An 18018-nucleotide genomic window follows, 5' to 3' on the forward strand; every position below is an offset into this window, starting at 1 on the left:
TCCGGGCTGGGATAGTGGAAAGGTGGCGACAGTGATCGAGACGGCGGACGACCCGCGGCTGGCCGACTATCGGGACCTGACCGACGTCGCCCTGCGGCGCGTGCTCGAGCCCGAGGGCGGGCTCTACATCGCCGAGTCCGCGAAGGTCATCGCGCGCGCCCTCGCCGCCGGCCACCGCCCGCGGTCGGTGCTGGTGCAGCAGAAATGGGCGGATGCCGCCCGGGAGCTGCTCGCCGATCATCCGGACGTGCCTCTCTACATCGTCACACCCGAGGTCGCCGAGAGCCTCACCGGGTACGTCGTGCATCGAGGCGCCCTCGCGGCCATGCACCGTCCGCCCCTTCCGCCGATGAGCGAGGTCCTCGCCGACGCGCGGCTCGTCGTCGTGCTCGAGGACATCGTCGACCACACCAACGTCGGCGCGATCTTCCGCGCCGCGGCGGGCCTGGGCGCCGACGCTGTGCTCGTCAGCCCGCGGTGCGCCGACCCGCTTTACCGCCGCAGTGTGCGGGTGAGCATGGGAACGGTGTTCCAGGTGCCGTGGACACGGCTGCCCGAGTGGGCGGATGCCGAGCGCGAACTGCACGACGCCGGATTCCACCTCGCCGCGCTCGCGCTCGCCGACGATGCCGTGCCGCTCGACGCGTTCGTCGCGGCCGGCCACGACCGCGTCGCTTTGCTGCTCGGGTCGGAGGGCGACGGGCTGTCCCGCCGCGCGCTCGCGGCATCCGACTCCCTCGTGACGATCCCGATGTCGGGCGGGGTCGACTCGCTCAACGTCGCGGCGGCGAGCGCCGTGGCGTTGTGGGAGCTGCGGCGCTAGACCTGATCGTCGCGCGGTTCTGCGGCATCCGCTTCGGGCGCGAGGGTGACCACCGGCAGCGGTTCGGGGCGCTTGGCGTTCACATGGTCGCCCGATGACCGGTGGCGCACGCGGCGCAGCACCCACGGCACGAGGTACTCGCGCGCCCACACCAGGTCGTGTGCACGCGCCGCGCGCCACGTGCGGGCGGGCAGGGGATCGGGCTGCATCGGCTGCAGGTCGTTCGGCACGTTGAGCGTGCGCAGCACCATGCGGGCGACCTCATGGTGCCCGAGCGGGTTGTAGTGCAGTCGATCGTCGTCGAAGAAGCGCATGTCCTGCACTTCTTTCAGCGCCCACTGGTCGGCGACGATGCAGTCGTGTCGCTCGGCGATCGCGCGGATGTTCTCGTTGTAGATCGCGACCTTGCCCCGGATGCCGCGGAAGACGGGCGTGAAGTTGGTGTCGATACCCGTGAAGAGGACGATGTTCGCGCCGCTGGCGGACAGCCGCACGACGGCGTCTTCGAACGACTCTGCGACGGCGTCGGGATCAGAGCCCGGACGGATGACGTCGTTGCCGCCGGCCGAGAAGGTCACGAGGTCGGGCTTGAGGGCGATCGCCGGCTCGATCTGGTCGTCGACGATCTGCCGGATGAGCTTTCCCCGCACCGCGAGGTTCGCGTACGCGAAATCGTCGACCTGCGAGCCCAGCACTTCGGCGACGCGGTCGGCCCAGCCGCGGTGCTGATCCGTTCCGGGGATCGGGTCGCCGATTCCCTCGGTGAAGGAGTCGCCGACGGCGACGTAGCGCCGCCAGGGGTGGGCCTCGACGTGGGGGGCGTCCGGGCCTCGGTCTGCATCGGTGCGCGGCATGCGCTCCTCCTGGGGAGTAGAGGCTTTCGAGGGTACCCCGTGGACCGATGATGTCGGGCGAACGGTTTAGGGTGGTCAATCGTGCTGTCCGCGGCTGAGGGCAGTTTTCGCGGAAGGGGGACCGGTGGACGAAGCGACCACGACCGCCGATCCCGCGGCGAGCGGCGCCCCGGAGCACTTCGGCAGCTTCGCCGCCGAGCACCTGTCTCCGGCGTATCCGCAGCGTGCCCCGTGGGGTACGGCGCAGCGCCTGCGTGCATGGCAGGCCGAGGCACTCGACCTGTACTTCGGCCTCGACGGCCCGGACGGTCCCGGCGGCGGCCCGCGCGACTTCCTCGCCGCCGCGACACCCGGTGCCGGCAAGACGACGTTCGCCCTGCGCCTGGCTTCCGAGCTGCTGCGCCGCGACATCGTCGATCGCATCGTCGTCGTCGCGCCCACCGAGCACCTGAAGACCCAGTGGGCGGATGCCGCGGCTCGCGTCTCGATCCGTCTCGATCCGTACTTCAGCAACCGTCACGGTCTGCCGTCGCGCCAGTTCCACGGCGTTGCCGTGACCTATGCCCAGGTCGCGGTGAAGGCGTCCGTGCACGAGCGGCTGATCCACGACCGGCGCACGCTGGTGATCCTCGACGAGGTGCACCACGGCGGCGACGCGCTCAGCTGGGGCGATGCGCTGCGCGAGGCATACGGCCGTGCGACGCGGCGACTGCTGCTGAGCGGCACCCCGTTCCGCAGCGACACCGCCCCCATCCCGTTCGTCGAGTACCACCCCGACGACAAGGGCATCCGCGTCTCGCGCACCGACTACAACTACGGCTACCGGCGCGCCCTCGAAGACGGCGTCGTGCGGCCCGTGCTCTTCCTCGTCTACGCGGGGCAGATGCGCTGGCGCACGAAGACGGGCGACGAGATGGAAGCCCAGCTCGGCCAGGACAACACGAAGGACGTCACGTCCCAGGCGTGGCGCACGGCGCTCGACCCCGAGGGGGAGTGGATCCCCGCCGTCCTGCGCTCGGCGGACCGCCGCCTGAGCGAGGTGCGCGAGCAGATCCCCGATGCGGGGGGCCTCGTGATCGCGACCGACCAGACCGCTGCCCGCGCCTACGCCGACATCCTCGACCGGATCACGGGCGAGAAGACGACCGTCGTGCTGTCGGACGAAGAGGGCGCCTCGGCGCGCATCGAGCAGTTCGCGAACAACACCCGGCGCTGGATGGTCGCTGTGCGCATGGTGTCCGAGGGCGTCGACGTGCCGCGCCTGGCCGTCGGGGTGTACGCCACGAGTGCGTCGACGCCGCTGTTCTTCGCGCAGGCGATCGGACGCTTCGTCCGCGCGCGGCGTCGCGGAGAGACGGCGAGCGTCTTTCTTCCGAACGTGCCTCAGTTGCTGGCCCTCGCGAACGCGATGGAGGTCGAACGCGACCATGCGCTGGATCGAGAGAGCGACGGAGATGAGTGGGCGCTCGATGACGATCTGCTCCAAGCGGCCGAGCAGGGCGACACGGCGTCGGACGCCCTCACGTACGAGTTCACCTACCAGGCGCTCGGGTCGCTCGCCCACTTCGACCGGGTGCTGTACGACGGCAAGGAGTTCGGTCAGCTCGCGGTCCCCGGCACCCCCGAAGAAGAAGAGTTCCTCGGCCTTCCGGGTCTGCTCGAGCCCGAGCACGTGCACGAGCTGCTCATCCAGCGTCAAGCGCGCCAGAGCCGCCACCGCCGCGTTCGCGAAGCACAGCAGCCCGCAGCGGACGCGCCCGCGCCCGATGCGCCGCCGGCGGCACTGCACCGCACGCTGAAAGAGCAGCGTCAGCTGCTGAACAGCCTCGTAGGGCTCTACGCGCGGCAGTCCGGTGAGCCGCACGGCGCCGTGCACGCCGAGCTGCGCCGCGTGTGCGGCGGTCCCGGTGTCGCGCAGGCGACCGTCGCTCAGCTGCAGGCACGGATCGATGTGCTGCGCGCTCGCGTGCGGTCGTGACGCGCGTTCGGAGCTCCGAAATGCTGGCAATACCGGGCTCACGGGGCAGGTCAGCGCCTCGGCGTGGCTAGCGTGGGGGCATCCCGCCACTCTTCCGGAGGCCACGATTGACCGCGCCAGCTGAACCGACCGCCCGCGACCGACGACGGTGGGCCCGGTATCTCGTGAACGAGCGCGCCGAGGCCGAGGTCTATCGGCAGCTCGCAGCCCGCCGCGACGGCGAAGAGCGCGAGATCCTGCTGGCGCTCGCCGAAGCCGAGAGGCGTCACGAGGAGCACTGGCTGGTGCTGCTCGGGGGCGAGCCGCCGCGCAACGCGCGGCCCGAGCTGCGCACCGTCGTGCTGGGGTGGATGGCGAAGCGGTTCGGGTGGATCTTCGTGCTCGCCCTCGCGCAGAATGCGGAAGGGCGCTCGCCGTACGACGATGAGCCGTTCGCGACCCCACGCATGGCGGCGGACGAGCGGATCCACCACGAGGTCGTGCGGGGGCTTGCGGCGCGGGGACGACGCCAGCTGTCGGGCACGTTCCGCGCGGCCGTGTTCGGCGTGAACGACGGCCTCGTCTCGAACCTCGCCCTCGTCCTCGGCATCGGCGCGACGGGGGTCGACGCGAGATTCGTGCTCATCTCGGGCATCGCCGGGCTGCTCGCCGGTGCGCTGTCGATGGGGGCGGGAGAGTTCGTCTCGGTGCGCTCGCAGCGCGAACTCCTCGAGGCCACCGCGCCGAGCGAGTACACCGCCGCAGCGCTTCTCGATCTCGATCTCGACGCCAATGAGCTCGCCCTGGTGTACCGCACCCGCGGGATGCCCGAGAGTGAGGCGCTGGATCGTGCGCGGCGCGCTGTAGCAGCGGCGCAGGCAGGCGATGTCGCCCCCGCCCGATCCGAGCGCGTGCAGGCGGACGAGGTCGTCGGCAGCGCCCGAGGAGCGGCGCTGTCGAGCTTCCTCTTCTTCTCGTCGGGGGCGATCATCCCCGTGCTGCCGTGGCTGTTCGGGCTGACAGGCGGCGCCGCCGTCGTCACGGCACTCGTGCTCGTCGGAATCGCACTGTTGGGCACGGGGGCGACGGTCGGTCTCCTGTCCGGCGGGCCGCCGTGGCGGCGCGCGCTGCGTCAGCTCGCGATCGGGTTCGGTGCCGCTGCAGTCACGTACGCGCTTGGTCTCGTCTTCGGCGTCACGATCGGCTGATTCCGATCCGGGCGGGCGAGGTCCGGACAGCAAAAAGGCCCCCTTTCGGGGGCCTTTTTGTTCTTGTGCGCGAGGGGGGAATTGAACCCCCACGCCCTATACGGGCACTAGCACCTCAAGCTAGCGCGTCTACCAATTCCGCCACCCGCGCGAGGTGGTTTTCGGTTTCGCAACCGAGGGTCGACACTAGCACGGTTTCAGAGACGGATCGAATCGAGCGTGCGGGTAGGTTAGTCCGCATGCCCACTTCCGACACCACGCTGCCTGAGGTGGTCCAGGTCGCCCGCGATCTCATCCGGATCGACACGACCAACTACGGCGGAGGCAACGCCAAGGGCGAGCGCGAAGCAGCCGAGTACGCCGGCTCCTACCTCGAGTCCCTCGGCCTCGCAACGCAGTACTTCGAGCCCGTTCCGCGTCGCACGAACGTGTGCGCCCGTGTGCCGGGCCGTGACCGCTCCCTGCCGGCGCTCGTGCTGCACGGCCACCTCGATGTCGTGCCGGCGATCGCCGAGGACTGGAGCGTCGATCCGTTCGCGGGCGAGATCCGCGACGGCATGCTGTGGGGTCGCGGCGCGGTCGACATGAAGGACATGGATGCCATGATCCTGACCTCGATCGGCGACATCCTGCGCGCGGGGGAGCAGCCCGCACGCGACATCATCGTGACGTTCTTCGCCGACGAGGAGGACGGCGGCGTCGAAGGATCCGCGCTCGTCGTGCGTGACCACCCCGAGTGGTTCGCCGGGGCCACCGAGGCCATCAGCGAGGTCGGCGGATATTCGATCGCGGCGGGCGACAAGCGCGCCTACCTGCTGCAGACGGGCGAGAAGGCGCTGTGCTGGATCCGCCTGCGGGCTCGCGGACGCGCGGGGCACGGCAGCCGTGTGCATCCCGAGAACGCCGTCACGCGGCTCGCCGAGGCGGTCGCTGCTCTCGGGCGCACGTCGTGGCCCCTCGCGATGACCCCCACGACGCGTCGCATGGTCGACGACCTCGCGGCGCTCGCGGGCGCCGACCCCGCCGATCCTGATGACGTGGCCGAGCGCTTCGGCGCGGCATCCGCTTTTCTGCGCTCGACGTTCCGCACGACCGCGAACCCGACGGGGCTCGCTGCGGGCTACAAGCACAACGTCATCCCGGACACGGCTGAAGCGCTCATCGACGTCCGGACGCTGCCGGGGCAGGAAGAGACCGTGCTCGCCGAGATCCAGCGCATCGTGGGGTCCGACGTCGAGGTCGAGATCGTCGTGCGCGATGTGGGGCTCGAGGCGTCGTTCGAGGGCGGCCTCGTCGACGCCATGGTCGCCGCGCTCGGACGTCACGACCCGGGAGTGCCGGTCATCCCGTACCTGCTGGGTGCGGGCACCGACAACAAGGCTCTGGCCCGGCTCGACATCGCCGGCTACGGCTTCGCACCGCTGCGACTGCCGGCCGACCTCGATTTCACAGGCATGTTCCACGGCGTCGACGAGCGCGTTCCCGTGGATGCCCTCGTCTTCGGGCAGCGCGTGCTGACCGACCTGCTGCGCACGTACTGAAGGACACGAATGCAACTGCTCGAGGCCCTCTTCCTCGGATTGATCCAAGGACTCACCGAGTTCCTGCCGATCTCGTCGAGCGCGCACCTGCGCATCGTCGGGGAATTCCTGCCGTCCGCCGAAGACCCGGGCGCGACCTTCACGGCGATCACGCAGATCGGCACCGAGCTGGCCGTGCTCGTGTACTTCTGGGGCACGATCGTGCGGATCATCTCGCGCTGGGCGCAGTCGCTGGGCGGAAAGATCCCGCGCAACGATCCCGACGTGCGGATGGGCTGGCTCATCATCATCGGCACCGTGCCGATCGGAGTACTGGGCTTCCTCTTCCAGGACGTCATCCGCTCGACCTTCCGCAACCTCTGGCTCGTGGCGATCGTGCTCATCGTCTTCGGCCTGCTGCTCGGTGCCGCCGACCGCTGGGGGCGTCGCGAGCGCGACCTGTCGCAGCTGACCTATCCCCACGGGCTGGGACTCGGCTTCGCGCAGGCGCTCGCGCTCGTGCCGGGCGTCTCGCGCTCAGGCGCCACGACGACGCTGGGTCTGGCCCTGGGGTACACCCGGCCTGCGGCAGCCGAGTATGCCTTCCTCCTGGCGGTTCCGGCCGTCTTCGGCAGCGGGTTCTATGAGCTGCTCAAGAGCTTCGAAGAGGTCGGCGGGCCGTACAGCCTGCTCGAGACGGGCGCCGCCACGCTCGTCGCGTTCTTCGTGGGCCTCGCGGTCATCGCGTTCCTCATGAGCTACATCAAGACGCGCAGCTTCCTGCCGTTCGTCATCTACCGCGTCGTGCTCGGCGCGACGCTCATCGTGCTGCTGAGTCTCGGCGTCCTGCAGCCGTACTGATCAGCGGCGCGGGTCGTCGCGCCCGTGCTTGCCCGGGCCGTCGGATCCGCGGCGCAGGTACTTCTCGAACTCCTGCGCGATCGCGTCGCCCGAGGCTTCGGGGGAGTCCCAGGTGTCGCGGGTGTGCTCGAGCTGACGGATGTACTCGGTCATCTCTTCGTCGTCCGCAGCGGCGGCGTCGATCGACGCCTCCCACGCGGCGGCCTGCACGGGCAGTTCACCCGGCGAGATCTCGGCCGACGTGAGCTCGCCCAGTCGCTCGAGCAATGCAAGCGTCGCCTTGGGCGACGGCGTGTGGCCCGCGACGTAGTGGGGAACGCTCGCCCACAGCCCCGCAGAGGGGATGCCGGCCGTATCGGCGGCGTCGGTGAGCACGCTCATGATGCCGACGGGACCTTCGTACGTGCTGCGCTCGAGCTTGAGCGTTGCGCGCAGGCTCTCGTTCTCGCTGCCCGCGAAGATCGAGATCGGCCGCGAGTGCGGCACGTCGGACATCATCGATCCGAGGCACACGAGCCCCGTGACGTCTTCGCGCAGGGCGACGTCGATGATCTCTCCCGCGTAGGCCTGCCACGCCCGTGCGGGCTCGACGCCCGTCAGCAGCCACAGTTCGGTGGGGCCGGTCACGTGCGTCGGGCGCAGGAGCGTCGTCTCGGGCCAGCGCAGCGTGCGCCGGCCTTCGCCGTCGGACTGGATGTGCGGGCGCGTGTACTGGTAGTCGAAGTACAGTTCGGGGTCGACCGAGAAGACCGGTTCGTACTCACCGGCCGCCCGCAGATGTGCGACAGCCGACGAGGCAGCCTCGCCGGCGTCGTTCCAGCCGTCGAACGCGGCGACGACGACTCTCCGACCCAGTCCGGACACACGGCCTCCTTCGCCCACGGCGCGGGCTTCTACCAGGATAGGTGCCCGCCCCGACCGCCCGGCAGTCCGGGTCGTGCTCGATACGATGGAACGATGACCTCTTCACCCCCCGCCGCTGTCCTGTGGGACATGGACGGCACCCTCGTCGACACCGAGTCGCACTGGATGGCGGCCGAAGGCGCCCTCGTGGCTCGTTTCGGCGGCGAGTGGACGCCGGACCAGGCGCTCAGCCTCGTGGGACTGGGTCTCTCGGATGCCGCCCGCATCCTGCAGGACGCGGGTGTCCGCATGAGCACCGACGACATCGTCGACCACCTGACCGACACCGTCATGAGCACGATCGCCGCCGAGGGCGTGCCCTTCCGGCCCGGCGCGCGCGAGTTGCTGCGCGACGTGCGTGCCGCCGGGATGAAGACGGCGCTCGTCACGATGTCGATGCGCCGCATGGCGACGGCGATCGCCGAGCTCATCGGCGAGGACATGTTCGACGTCGTGATCGCGGGCGACGACGCGACGCGCCCCAAGCCCTTCCCCGACCCGTACCTGCAGGCGTGCGAGGCGCTCGGCGTCGCCCCCGATGAGTCCGTCGCGATCGAGGACTCCCCGAACGGCATCCGCTCGGGCGTCGCCTCGGGCGCCACCGTGATCGGCGTTCCGCTGATGGTCTCCCTCGCGGGGGCGGGTGCGCACGAGATCTGGCCGACGCTGGAGGGACGCACGGCCGCCGATGTCTCGACGGTCCACGATTCGCACCGCACGATCGGAGTCGCACGATGACCGAACAGCCCCGCGGACCCTTCCGCCTCGGCGACCGCGTCCAGCTGACCGGCCCGAAGGGACGCATGCACACCGTCACGCTCCGCGAGGACGGCGAGCTGCACACGCACCACGGTGTGCTGCGCCACGCCGAGCTCATCGGGCAGCCGGACGGCTCTGTCGTCGTCAACAGCTCCGGCCAGGAGTATCTGGCGCTGCGTCCCCTGCTGCGCGACTTCGTCATGTCGATGCCGCGCGGAGCGGCCATCGTCTACCCGAAGGATGCCGCGCAGATCGTCGCGCAGGCTGACATCTTCCCCGGGTCCGTCGTCGTCGAAGCCGGTGTCGGGTCGGGTGCGCTGTCGCTGTCGCTGCTGCGCGCGGCCGGGTCGACCGGGCGCGTCCTGTCGTTCGAGCGGCGTGCTGAGTTCGCCGAGGTGGCCACGGCCAACGTGAGCACGTTCCTCGGAACAACCCCCGAGAACTGGCAGGTCATCGTGGGCGACCTCGTGGCCTCTCTGCCCACGGCCGTCGAGCCGGCATCCGTCGACCGTGTCGTGCTCGACATGCTCGCGCCCTGGGAGTGCATCGACGTCGTCGCCGATGCGCTGACCCCCGGCGGCGTCGTGCTCTGCTACGTCGCGACGGCCACCCAGCTGAGCCGGGTCGCCGAGTACATTCGCGGCACCGGGCTGTTCACCGACCCCGACGCCAGCGAGACGATGGTGCGCGGCTGGCACGTCGAGGGTCTCGCCGTGCGCCCCGATCACCGCATGATCGCGCACACGGGCTTCCTGATCTGGGCGCGCCGCCTCGCGCCCGGGGCCGTTCCGCCCGAAGTCAAGCGCCGCGCGTCGAAGTCGAGCTACGGCGACGAGGACGTCGAGCTGTGGACGCCGGGAGCAGTGGGGGATCGGCAGATCTCCGACAAGAACCTGCGCAAGCGGGTGCGCGAGGCGCAGAAGGCGGCGGACGGGGCCCGAATGGCAGCCGAAGCTGCGCCCGTCGAGACCACGTCTTCCACTTAGGATGTCCTGGTGCGCAGATTCCCCCTGATCCCCGCGGCCGTCTCGGTCCTCGGACTCGTCGCCGTCGGCCTCGTCGGGTGCTCAGCCCCCGCGAGTGCGGGCTGCGAGCGGCCCGACCTTGACCGTGCCGTCCTCGATGCCGTGACGGTCTCCGACGACACCACGCAGACCGCCGATGTCTCGGTGTATCCGCAGTTCCGCGCCAACGACCTCGCCGTGCGTGACGTCGTGACGGGCGACGGCCTCGCGATCGTGGGCGACAATCAGCTCGTCGGAATCGATCTGACGATCGTGAACGGCCGCACGGGCGAAGTCGCCCTCCAACAGGCTTACAACCCGATTCCGCTCACGGTCCTGCAGGGTGCGATCCCGGCGCTGCCCGAGATCCTGCACTGCGCGACCGAGGGCACCCGCACCGTGGTGGCGCTCGCCCCCGGCGACATCGAAGAGGGTTCCGCGTCGTCGATCGGCATCAACGCCGACGATTCGGCCGTCGCCGTCATCGACGTCCGCACCGTGTTCCGGTCCAAGGCCGACGGGGTCGATGTCCCGCAGTCCGGCTTCGGACTTCCCAGCGTCGTCCGCGCGCCGGACGGACGCCCCGGCGTCACGATTCCCGACGCCGCACCGCCGACCGAACTCGTCGTGCAGACGATCAAGCGTGGCAACGGTCCCGTCGTGACGGGCGAGCAGCCGGTCCGCGTCCACCTGACCGGCACGGTCTGGGAGACGCGCGAGGAGTTCCAGTCGACGTGGGAGACCGAACCTCCCTCCATCACCCTCGGCTCGTTCCTGCCCGCACTCGACGAGGCGCTCAAGGACCAGACGGTCGGCTCGCAGGTGCTCGTCGTCGTCCCGCCCGAGGACGGCTTCGGCGACGAGGCGCAGGGCACCGTCCCGCCGAACTCGACCCTCGTGTTCGTCGTCGACATCCTCGGCCTCGACCCCACGCCGACGCAGTAGTCCGCACCGGCCCGAGGCGCGGCACCGACCTAAGATGAGGAGGTGCCCGCCAAAGCCCCCGCCAAGAGCCCGCCCGAGGAGCGGCTTGTCAACCTCGTCGTGGCGCTGATGGCGACCGAGCAGGGACTCACGAAGGACACCATCCTCGCCTCGGTCGCCGGATATCGCGAGCACACCGAGGCCGGTGCCTCGAAGGACGCCCTCGAGAAGATGTTCGAGCGCGACAAAGAGAACCTGCGCGGTCTCGGCATCCCGATCGAGACGATCGGTGACTGGGCGGATCCGGATGACCTGCGCGAGGCCCGCTACCGCGTGCCCACCGCCGAGTACGCGCTGCCCGAGGACATCGTCTTCACCCCCGCGGAAGTCGCGCTGCTGACTCTCGCCGGCGGTGTGTGGAGCGAGAGCTCGCTGTCGGCCGACGCGCGTAGCGGCCTGCGCAAGATCCGCGCGCTCGGCATCGAGGTCGACGAGCCGATCATCGGCTTCTCACCGCGCATCAGCGTGCGCGAGCCGAGCTTCACCGCGTTGCAGCACGCGATCGAGCAGGCGCGCGTCGTGCGCTTCTCGTACCTCAAGCCGGGCGAGACGACCGCACGCCGCCGTCGCATGCAGCCGCTCGCGCTCGTCGAGTACGAAGCCCGCTGGCACGTTTACGGCATCGACACGGATGCCGGCGCCGAGCGCACCTTCCTGCTCTCGCGCATCGTGGGCGATGTCGAACCCACCCGGGAGACATTCGACGCGGCTCTGCGCGAGGGCGCCGGTGAGCGCGCCCTCGCGGGCCTGCGTGAGGTCGCGGCGCGCAACGTCGCACTGCTCGAAGTCACTCCGGGCACCGAGGCAGCGCTGCGCCTGGGACGGCGGGCGACCCCGGCCGACCAGGGGATCCTCGTGTCGTACGTCGACGTTCACTTCTTCGCCGATGAGCTCGCCTCGTACGGTCCCGAGGTGCGCGTCGTCGAGCCAGCGGATCTGCGGGATCTGGTCATCGCGCGGCTCGAAGCCGCGGCGACCCTGCACGGAGCCGCACGATGACGCCCCGCAAGCCGCTCGTCGCCACCGATCGGGCAGCCCTGCTGCTGCAGCTCGTGCCCTATCTCGTCGGCAAGGGCGAGGTCTCGATCGCCGAGGCGGCCGAAGAGTTCGACGTCGATCCCGAGCAGATGCGCGGCATGGTCGAGAAGCTCACCGTCATCGGACTCCCCGGTGACGGTGGGTACTGGCAGATGGCCAACGACCTGTTCGACATCGACTGGGACCTGCTCGACCAGCAGGGGATCATCTCGATCACGAACGCCGTCGGGCTCGAGCGGGCACCCCGGCTCACCGCTCGCGAGGCCGCCGCGCTGCTCGCGGGGCTGCAGCTGGCTCGCACGATCCCCGGAGTCGGCGACACCGAGCTGTTCACCGCACTGCTCGCCAAACTCGCGCGCGGAGCGTCGGCTGCTCCCGCTGACGTCATCGTCGCGCCGGGCCCCGTCGATGCCGTGCGAGACGTCGTCGCGGCGGCACTCCAGCGAGGCGTCGCGGTGTCGTTCACGTACAAGGCTCCGGATGCCGCCGCCACGACCCGCACGGTGGACCCCGTGAAGGTCGTCATCGCCGACGCTCAGTGGTATCTGCAGGGGTGGTGCCATCTGCGCGAGGGCATGCGCACGTTCCACCTCGACCGGGTCAGCGACCCTGTAGCCACCGACATCGCCACGACGCACGCCGAGGACCGCGTGCCGGATTGGTTCGAAGAGAGCGAGGGGCAAGACGTCGTGACGCTGTGCTTCGCCGACGACGTCGCACCGCTCTTGGGTGAGTACCTCGCCGGGGCGACGATGAAGACGACGAACGGCGTGACTCTGGCGACGTTGCGCGTCGCCGACGAAGTGAGCCTGCGTCGGCTCGTCACCCGCCGCGGCGGCGCCGTCGAGATCGTCGAGCCCGAGGCGGCCCGCCGCGCGGCGGCGGACTGGGCGGCAGCGGGCCTCGCGCTCTACCGCTGACGGTATTCGAACCCCGCCTGTCACCTGCGTCGCACGAAGTCAGCGGGGTTACACTGGGGCGACGACATCCTGGAAGAAGGACACTCATGGGAATCCAAGGCTGGCAGTGGCTCCTTATCCTGGCCGTGATCCTTCTGCTGTTCGGGGCGGCCAAGCTCCCGGCGCTCGCGAAGAGCATGGGCCAGTCGGCGCGCGTGTTCAAGGGCGAGATGAAGGCCATGAAAGAGGACGACAAGGCCGCTGAGGCCACGACGGCGACTTCTGTCGTCGCCGATCCGCCCCACCCCGTACCTGCATCACCGACCGAGAACCCCTCGAATTCGGGTGGGGCATCCAACCCCAAGCCGTAGTCGTCCGTGGTGACGGCTGAGCAACCGCACGCACGCGGACGCAGACCTTCGCGCCGCGACCGGCGGATGTCGCTGGGTGGGCATCTGGTCGAGCTGAAGAACAGGCTCATCATCTGCGCCATCGCGCTCGTGGCCGCCATGGTGGTCGCGTTCATGATCACCGACCCGGTGCTGCACATCATCACCGAGCCCATCCGCATCGTCGCGGATGCGCGCGGTGACGAGTCGCGCGTCGAGCTCATGTTCAGCACCGTGACGTCGGGCTTCGACCTGAAGCTGCGGATGTCGTTCGCGATCGGCATCCTGCTGTCGGCGCCGATCTGGCTCTGGCAGATCTGGGCGTTCATCATGCCGGGGCTGCGCCGCAGGGAGATCCTCTACACGATCGGGTTCGTGTGCGCCGCTGTGCCGCTGTTCTTCGCGGGGTGCGCGACGGGGCTCTACGTCATGCCCAACATCGTGAAGCTGATGGCCGAGTTCGTGCCCGACGGTGCGGCCGCGTTCTACGACGCGATGTATTACTACGACTTCGTCTTCAAGCTGCTCGTCTTCGTCGGCGTGGCCTTCGTGCTGCCGATCTTCCTCGTGGCGCTGAACCTCTCGGGCGTCATCTCGGGCCGGGCGATCCTGAAGGGCTGGCGTGTCGCGGTTCTCGTCGCTGTCACGTTCGCCGCGATCGCCACGCCCCCCGCCGATGTCGTCACGACATTCCTGCTCGCCGGCATCCTGACCCTGCTCTTCTTCGCGGCGGCGGGGCTGTCCATGCTGTTCGACCGACGCAAGTCCAAGCGCGACGCCACTCTGCTCGGCCCGGAGGCACCTTCATGAGCGACCTCGGCCCCGCCGACCGATACGCGCTCGCACGTAAGCGCTCCTCGCGCGAACGCCATAGCCCTGTGACGGCGGCGTTCGCCGAGGCGCAGCGCTTCGACCTGGACCCGTTCCAGATCGCGGGATGCGAGGCGCTCGAAGCGGGTCGCAGCGTTCTCGTTGCGGCGCCCACGGGAGCGGGTAAGACCATCGTCGGCGAGTTCGCGGTGCACCTGGCGATGCGGGAGCCCGGCGACAAGGCGTTCTACACGACACCCATGAAGGCCCTGTCGAACCAGAAGTTCCGTGAACTGCAAGAGGTGTACGGCGCCGACGAGGTCGGACTCCTCACGGGGGACACCAACATCAACGGCAATGCGCGCGTCGTCGTCATGACGACCGAGGTGCTGCGCAACATGCTCTATGCGGATTCGCCTGCACTGCGGGGCCTGCGCTTCGTCGTGATGGACGAGGTGCACTACCTCGCCGACCGGTTCCGCGGCGCCGTGTGGGAAGAAGTCATCATCCACCTGCCGCCGGCTGTGCGGCTCGTGTCGCTGTCGGCGACGGTGTCCAATGCCGAGGAGTTCGGCGATTGGCTCGACACCGTGCGCGGTGACACCGAGGTGATCGTGTCCGAGACGCGTCCCGTCCCGCTCGAGCAGCACGTCCTCGTGCGCGGCGATCTGCTGCCGCTCTTCGACGATCGCGCCGGCGTCGCGACGGCGCAGGTCAACCAGGAGCTGCTGCGCATCCGCTCGGCGAAGGCTCCCGCGGTCGCCGACCGCCGACGCGGCAACCGACGCCAGCCGCGTCGCTGGGACGCGCAGCGGGTCGAGCGGATCGACCGGCCCGACGTGGTCGAGCTGCTGGGCCGGGCGAACCTGCTGCCGGCGATCTTCTTCATCTTCAGCAGGGCGGGCTGCGACGCTGCCGTGCAGCAGGTCCGTCGCGCCGGCGTGCGCTTGACGACGCACGAAGAGCGACTCGAGATCCGCGAGATCGTCGAGGAGCGCACGCGCACACTGCTGGACGAAGATCTCGAGGTACTCGGCTACTGGCAGTGGCTCGACAATCTCGAGCGAGGAGTGGCATCCCACCACGCGGGTCTGCTGCCCGCGTTCAAGGAGGTCGTCGAGGAGCTCTACCAGCGCAAGCTCGTGAAGGTCGTCTTCGCGACCGAGACCCTGGCGCTCGGCATCAACATGCCCGCCCGCACCGTCGTTCTCGAAAAGCTCGAGAAGTTCAACGGCGAAGCGCGCGTCGCGATCACTCCGGGTGAGTACACGCAGCTGACGGGCCGCGCGGGGCGCCGGGGGATCGACGTCGAGGGCCATGCCGTCGTGCAGTGGACGGAGGGCCTCGATCCGCAGGGGGTCGCATCGCTCGCGTCACGGCGGACCTACCCGCTGAATTCGAGCTTCCGGCCCACGTACAACATGGCGGTCAACCTGATCGACCAGTTCGGACGCGCCCGAGCGCGGCAGATCCTGGAATCGTCGTTCGCGCAGTTCCAGGCCGACCGTGCGGTCGTCGGGCTGGCGCGCCAGGTGCGCGAGCAGGAGCAGTCCCTCGCCGGATACGCGCAGGCGATGACGTGCGACCGCGGGGACTTCGCGGAGTACTCCGGCATCCGCCGCGAGCTGAGCGACCTCGAGAAGCTCAACCGCAAGGACGCCAACGCCTCGCGGGCCACGCGCGACAAGCGCCAGCGGCAGATGTCGACCCTGCGCACGCGCATGCAGCGCCACCCGTGCCACTCGTGCCCCGAGCGCGAGGACCACGCGCGCTGGGGGGAGCGGTACTGGAAGCTCAAACGCACCGTCAGCAAGCTGCGCCGACAGATCGAGACCCGGACGGGCGCGGTCGCCCGCGTCTTCGACCGCGTCGTCGATGTACTGAGCGAACTGGACTACGTGCGGGTCGAGGACGACGGCACGACGGTGCTGACCAGCGCCGGTCGCACGATGCGGCGGATTTACGGCGAACGCGACCTGCTCGTGGCGGAATCGCTGCGCCAGGGCATCTGGCAGGAGCTGGATCCCGCGTCGCTTGCGGCCCTGGCGTGCTCGATCGTCTACGAGCCGCGACGCGATGACGGAATGACGGGCGAGCACGACCTGCCCCGCGGCCCGTTCCGGCGCGCCTACGCCGACACGCTGGCGCTGTGGCAGCAGCTCGACGACCTCGAGCGCGCGCACCAGCTGCCGGGATCCGAGCCGGTCGCCGCCAGCCTCGCCCGCGCGATGGCGTCGTGGGCCAACGGGCTGCCCCTCGAGCGGGTGCTCGATCAGGCCGACATGGCAGCCGGAGACTTCGTGCGCTGGGCCAAGCAGACGATCGACCTGCTCGATCAGCTCTCGCTCGTCGCCGACGAGAAGCTCGCCCGTACGGCGCGGAAGGCCCTCGACGGCGTACGGCGCGGCATTGTGGCGTACTCGTCGGTATGAGCGAGCCGCAGACTCCCCGCATCCGCCCCCTGCTGCCGCTGTGGGCTGCGCTCATCGTGTCCGCCGCGGCGGGGGCGGTCCTCGACCTCGCCTTCCCCGCGGTCGGCTGGTGGCCGCTCGCGTTCGTCGGCGTCGGGCTGTCGCTCGTCGCGCTCATCGGCCGCGGCGCGTGGAGTGCGCTCCTGGTCGGGCTCGTGTTCGGTGCGTCGTTCTACCTCATCCACATCATGTGGATCACGCGCTACCTCGGCGTCGTCCCCTGGTTCGCCCTCTCGGGCCTCGAGGCGCTGTTCATGGGGCTGGGGTCGATCCCCATCGCCCTGGCCTACCGGTGGATGCCGCGCGTCCTCGCGGGGCGCTGGTGGCGCCTTGTGGGCCTTCCCGCCCTCGTGGGTGCCCTCTGGACGGGGCGCGAGCTGTTCATGGGCTCCTGGCCCTACACGGGCTTCCCCTGGGGGCGCATCGGCATGAGTCAGTCCGAGAGCCCGCTCGCGCACATCGCGTCGTGGGTCGGTGTGGCGGGGCTCACATTCCTCATGGTCTTCTTCACCGCGGCCGTCATCGAATGGGTCCGGATGCGGCGTTTCCGCGACATGCGCACGGCGATCCCGTCGGCGGCACTTGCCGTGCTGCTGGTCGCCGTGCCCGCGTTCCCGACCGAGCCGGCGGGGAACCTGCGGGTCGGCGCCGTACAGGGCGACGGCCCCTCGGGGTATTTCGACGAACGCACCCGCAACGCGGTGCTGAACGCTCAGCTCACGGCCTCCGCTCCGCTCTTCGGCGAGGACATCGACGTGCTGCTGTGGCCGGAGGGTGGCATCGACTCGGATCCGCTGTCGAACCCCACGACGGCGGCCGTGCTCGACCGGCTCGCCCGGCAGGTCGACGCGCCGCTCATCGTGAACGCCGCGACGCAGCGTGGGGACGACACGTTCAACACGTCGATCCTGTGGGTGCAGGGCGAAGGTGCCGTGCAGATGCACGACAAGCTCAATCCGGTGCCCATGGGGGAGTACGTGCCCGATCGGTGGTTCTTCGAGGCTATCGCGCCCGATCTCATCGGACTGATCCAACGCGAGTACACGCCCGGCTCGAACGCGCCCTTCTTCGATCTCGACGGGATCGGCGTGGGGCTGGCGATCTGCTTCGACGTCATCTACGACGACGTCATCTGGCAGGGTGCGCGCGAGGGCGCCGAGGTCTACATGTTCCAGACGAACAACGCCGACTTCCGTGACACCGACGAGAACCTGCAGCAGCTCGCTTTCGCACGGATGCGGGCGATCGAGACCGGACGCGCGGTCATGAACCTCTCGACCGTGGGCACGAGTCAGGCCATCGCGCCCGATGGGTCGACGATCGACGGTCTGCCGGCGGGTGAAGCGGGGCACATGCTCACCGACGTGCCGCTGCGGACGGGGCTCACACCGGCGGTGATCGTGGGCGGCTGGCTGCAGCTCGTCATCGGGTGGGGCGGACTGGTCGCCCTCATCGCCCTCGGCGTCTGGGTGCGGGCGTCTGGCCGCACAACGAAGACGACGCCGGCCCGAGGAGGGGCCGGCGTCGTCGAGTCGTAG

General features: G+C 69.8%; 16 protein-coding genes and 1 tRNA gene. 14 read left to right on the forward strand and 3 right to left on the reverse strand.

The features are described 5' to 3' along the window. Positions 1-22: 22 nt before the first annotated feature. Positions 23-823, forward strand: coding sequence for a TrmH family RNA methyltransferase (locus AC25Y0_RS03735; RefSeq protein WP_488123045.1), 801 nt, complete (start codon positions 23-25; stop codon positions 821-823). Here AC25Y0_RS03735 and AC25Y0_RS03740 read toward each other — a convergent pair. Continuing rightward, entirely contained in the window at positions 820-1677 is an 858-nt protein-coding gene (locus tag AC25Y0_RS03740; RefSeq protein WP_488123046.1) for an SGNH/GDSL hydrolase family protein, read from the reverse strand. The two genes, AC25Y0_RS03735 and AC25Y0_RS03740, sit on opposite strands and share 4 nt — an antisense overlap. A gap of 124 nt (positions 1678-1801) precedes the next feature. Here AC25Y0_RS03740 and AC25Y0_RS03745 point away from each other — a divergent pair, with 124 nt between their 5' ends. Both AC25Y0_RS03745 and AC25Y0_RS03750 read left to right on the forward strand, forming a co-directional pair. Continuing rightward, entirely contained in the window at positions 1802-3655 is a 1854-nt protein-coding gene (locus AC25Y0_RS03745; protein WP_488123047.1) for a DEAD/DEAH box helicase, read from the forward strand. 107 nt (positions 3656-3762) lie between these two features. After that, the gene (locus AC25Y0_RS03750; protein WP_488123048.1) at positions 3763-4842 is read left to right on the forward strand and encodes a VIT1/CCC1 transporter family protein; all 1080 of its coding nucleotides are present in this window, start codon (positions 3763-3765) and stop codon (positions 4840-4842) included. A 66-nt stretch (positions 4843-4908) separates the two neighbouring features. Here the strand turns inward: AC25Y0_RS03750 and AC25Y0_RS03755 are convergent. Beyond that, positions 4909-4993: transfer RNA gene (locus AC25Y0_RS03755), tRNA-Leu, on the reverse strand. Between the two features lie 88 nt (positions 4994-5081). Between AC25Y0_RS03755 and AC25Y0_RS03760 the strand changes: the two genes are divergently transcribed. Both AC25Y0_RS03760 and AC25Y0_RS03765 read left to right on the forward strand, forming a co-directional pair. After that, positions 5082-6383: a M20/M25/M40 family metallo-hydrolase gene (locus AC25Y0_RS03760; protein ID WP_488134209.1), complete on the forward strand. Its 1302-nt coding sequence runs from the start codon at positions 5082-5084 to the stop codon at positions 6381-6383. 9 nt (positions 6384-6392) lie between these two features. Further along, a complete protein-coding gene (locus AC25Y0_RS03765) occupies positions 6393-7223 on the forward strand; it encodes an undecaprenyl-diphosphate phosphatase (protein WP_488123050.1) in 831 nt (276 codons plus the stop codon). Here the strand turns inward: AC25Y0_RS03765 and AC25Y0_RS03770 are convergent, their stop codons facing one another. Further along, positions 7224-8087, reverse strand: a complete 864-nt coding sequence (locus AC25Y0_RS03770) for a PAC2 family protein (protein ID WP_488123051.1) — start codon at positions 8085-8087, stop codon at positions 7224-7226. It abuts the gene before it with no gap. 93 nt (positions 8088-8180) lie between these two features. Between AC25Y0_RS03770 and AC25Y0_RS03775 the strand changes: the two genes are divergently transcribed. From AC25Y0_RS03775 to lnt, 9 genes are all read left to right on the forward strand, one after another. Then, positions 8181-8864, forward strand: coding sequence for an HAD family hydrolase (locus AC25Y0_RS03775; protein ID WP_488123052.1), 684 nt, complete (start codon positions 8181-8183; stop codon positions 8862-8864). Further along, complete coding sequence (locus tag AC25Y0_RS03780) at positions 8861-9871, forward strand: tRNA (adenine-N1)-methyltransferase (RefSeq protein ID WP_488123053.1); 1011 nt, start codon at positions 8861-8863, stop codon at positions 9869-9871. Before AC25Y0_RS03775 ends, AC25Y0_RS03780 begins: the two co-directional genes overlap by 4 nt. 9 nt (positions 9872-9880) lie before the next feature. Next, complete coding sequence (locus AC25Y0_RS03785; RefSeq protein ID WP_488123054.1) at positions 9881-10834, forward strand: FKBP-type peptidyl-prolyl cis-trans isomerase; 954 nt, start codon at positions 9881-9883, stop codon at positions 10832-10834. A gap of 42 nt (positions 10835-10876) precedes the next feature. After that, positions 10877-11872 carry a helix-turn-helix transcriptional regulator gene (locus tag AC25Y0_RS03790; RefSeq protein WP_488123055.1) on the forward strand — a complete coding sequence of 332 codons (996 nt, stop codon included), beginning with the start codon at positions 10877-10879 and terminating at the stop codon, positions 11870-11872. Continuing rightward, positions 11869-12831, forward strand: coding sequence for a helix-turn-helix transcriptional regulator (locus AC25Y0_RS03795; protein WP_488134210.1), 963 nt, complete (start codon positions 11869-11871; stop codon positions 12829-12831). Before AC25Y0_RS03790 ends, AC25Y0_RS03795 begins: the two co-directional genes overlap by 4 nt. Positions 12832-12917: 86 nt before the next feature. Continuing rightward, positions 12918-13181 carry a Sec-independent protein translocase subunit TatA gene (gene tatA / locus AC25Y0_RS03800; RefSeq protein WP_488123057.1) on the forward strand — a complete coding sequence of 88 codons (264 nt, stop codon included), beginning with the start codon at positions 12918-12920 and terminating at the stop codon, positions 13179-13181. A 66-nt stretch (positions 13182-13247) separates the two neighbouring features. After that, complete coding sequence (tatC, locus tag AC25Y0_RS03805; protein WP_488134343.1) at positions 13248-14009, forward strand: twin-arginine translocase subunit TatC; 762 nt, start codon at positions 13248-13250, stop codon at positions 14007-14009. Continuing rightward, complete coding sequence (locus AC25Y0_RS03810; protein WP_488123058.1) at positions 14006-16441, forward strand: DEAD/DEAH box helicase; 2436 nt, start codon at positions 14006-14008, stop codon at positions 16439-16441. The genes tatC and AC25Y0_RS03810 overlap by 4 nt, the downstream gene beginning before the upstream one ends. Continuing rightward, the gene (gene lnt / locus AC25Y0_RS03815) at positions 16438-18018 is read left to right on the forward strand and encodes an apolipoprotein N-acyltransferase (protein ID WP_488134211.1); all 1581 of its coding nucleotides are present in this window, start codon (positions 16438-16440) and stop codon (positions 18016-18018) included. Before AC25Y0_RS03810 ends, lnt begins: the two co-directional genes overlap by 4 nt.

The organism is Microbacterium sp. Y547, assembly GCF_057669785.1.

Coding starts and splice junctions, on each gene's coding strand:
- AC25Y0_RS03740 (WP_488123046.1), bottom strand. CDS start 1,677: ATGCCGCGCACCGATGCAGACCGAGGCCCGGACGCCCCCCACGTCGAG.
- AC25Y0_RS03760 (WP_488134209.1), top strand. CDS start 5,082: ATGCCCACTTCCGACACCACGCTGCCTGAGGTGGTCCAGGTCGCCCGC.
- AC25Y0_RS03765 (WP_488123050.1), top strand. CDS start 6,393: ATGCAACTGCTCGAGGCCCTCTTCCTCGGATTGATCCAAGGACTCACC.
- AC25Y0_RS03775 (WP_488123052.1), top strand. CDS start 8,181: ATGACCTCTTCACCCCCCGCCGCTGTCCTGTGGGACATGGACGGCACC.
- AC25Y0_RS03780 (WP_488123053.1), top strand. CDS start 8,861: ATGACCGAACAGCCCCGCGGACCCTTCCGCCTCGGCGACCGCGTCCAG.
- AC25Y0_RS03795 (WP_488134210.1), top strand. CDS start 11,869: ATGACGCCCCGCAAGCCGCTCGTCGCCACCGATCGGGCAGCCCTGCTG.
- tatA (WP_488123057.1), top strand. CDS start 12,918: ATGGGAATCCAAGGCTGGCAGTGGCTCCTTATCCTGGCCGTGATCCTT.
- tatC (WP_488134343.1), top strand. CDS start 13,248: ATGTCGCTGGGTGGGCATCTGGTCGAGCTGAAGAACAGGCTCATCATC.
- AC25Y0_RS03810 (WP_488123058.1), top strand. CDS start 14,006: ATGAGCGACCTCGGCCCCGCCGACCGATACGCGCTCGCACGTAAGCGC.
- lnt (WP_488134211.1), top strand. CDS start 16,438: ATGAGCGAGCCGCAGACTCCCCGCATCCGCCCCCTGCTGCCGCTGTGG.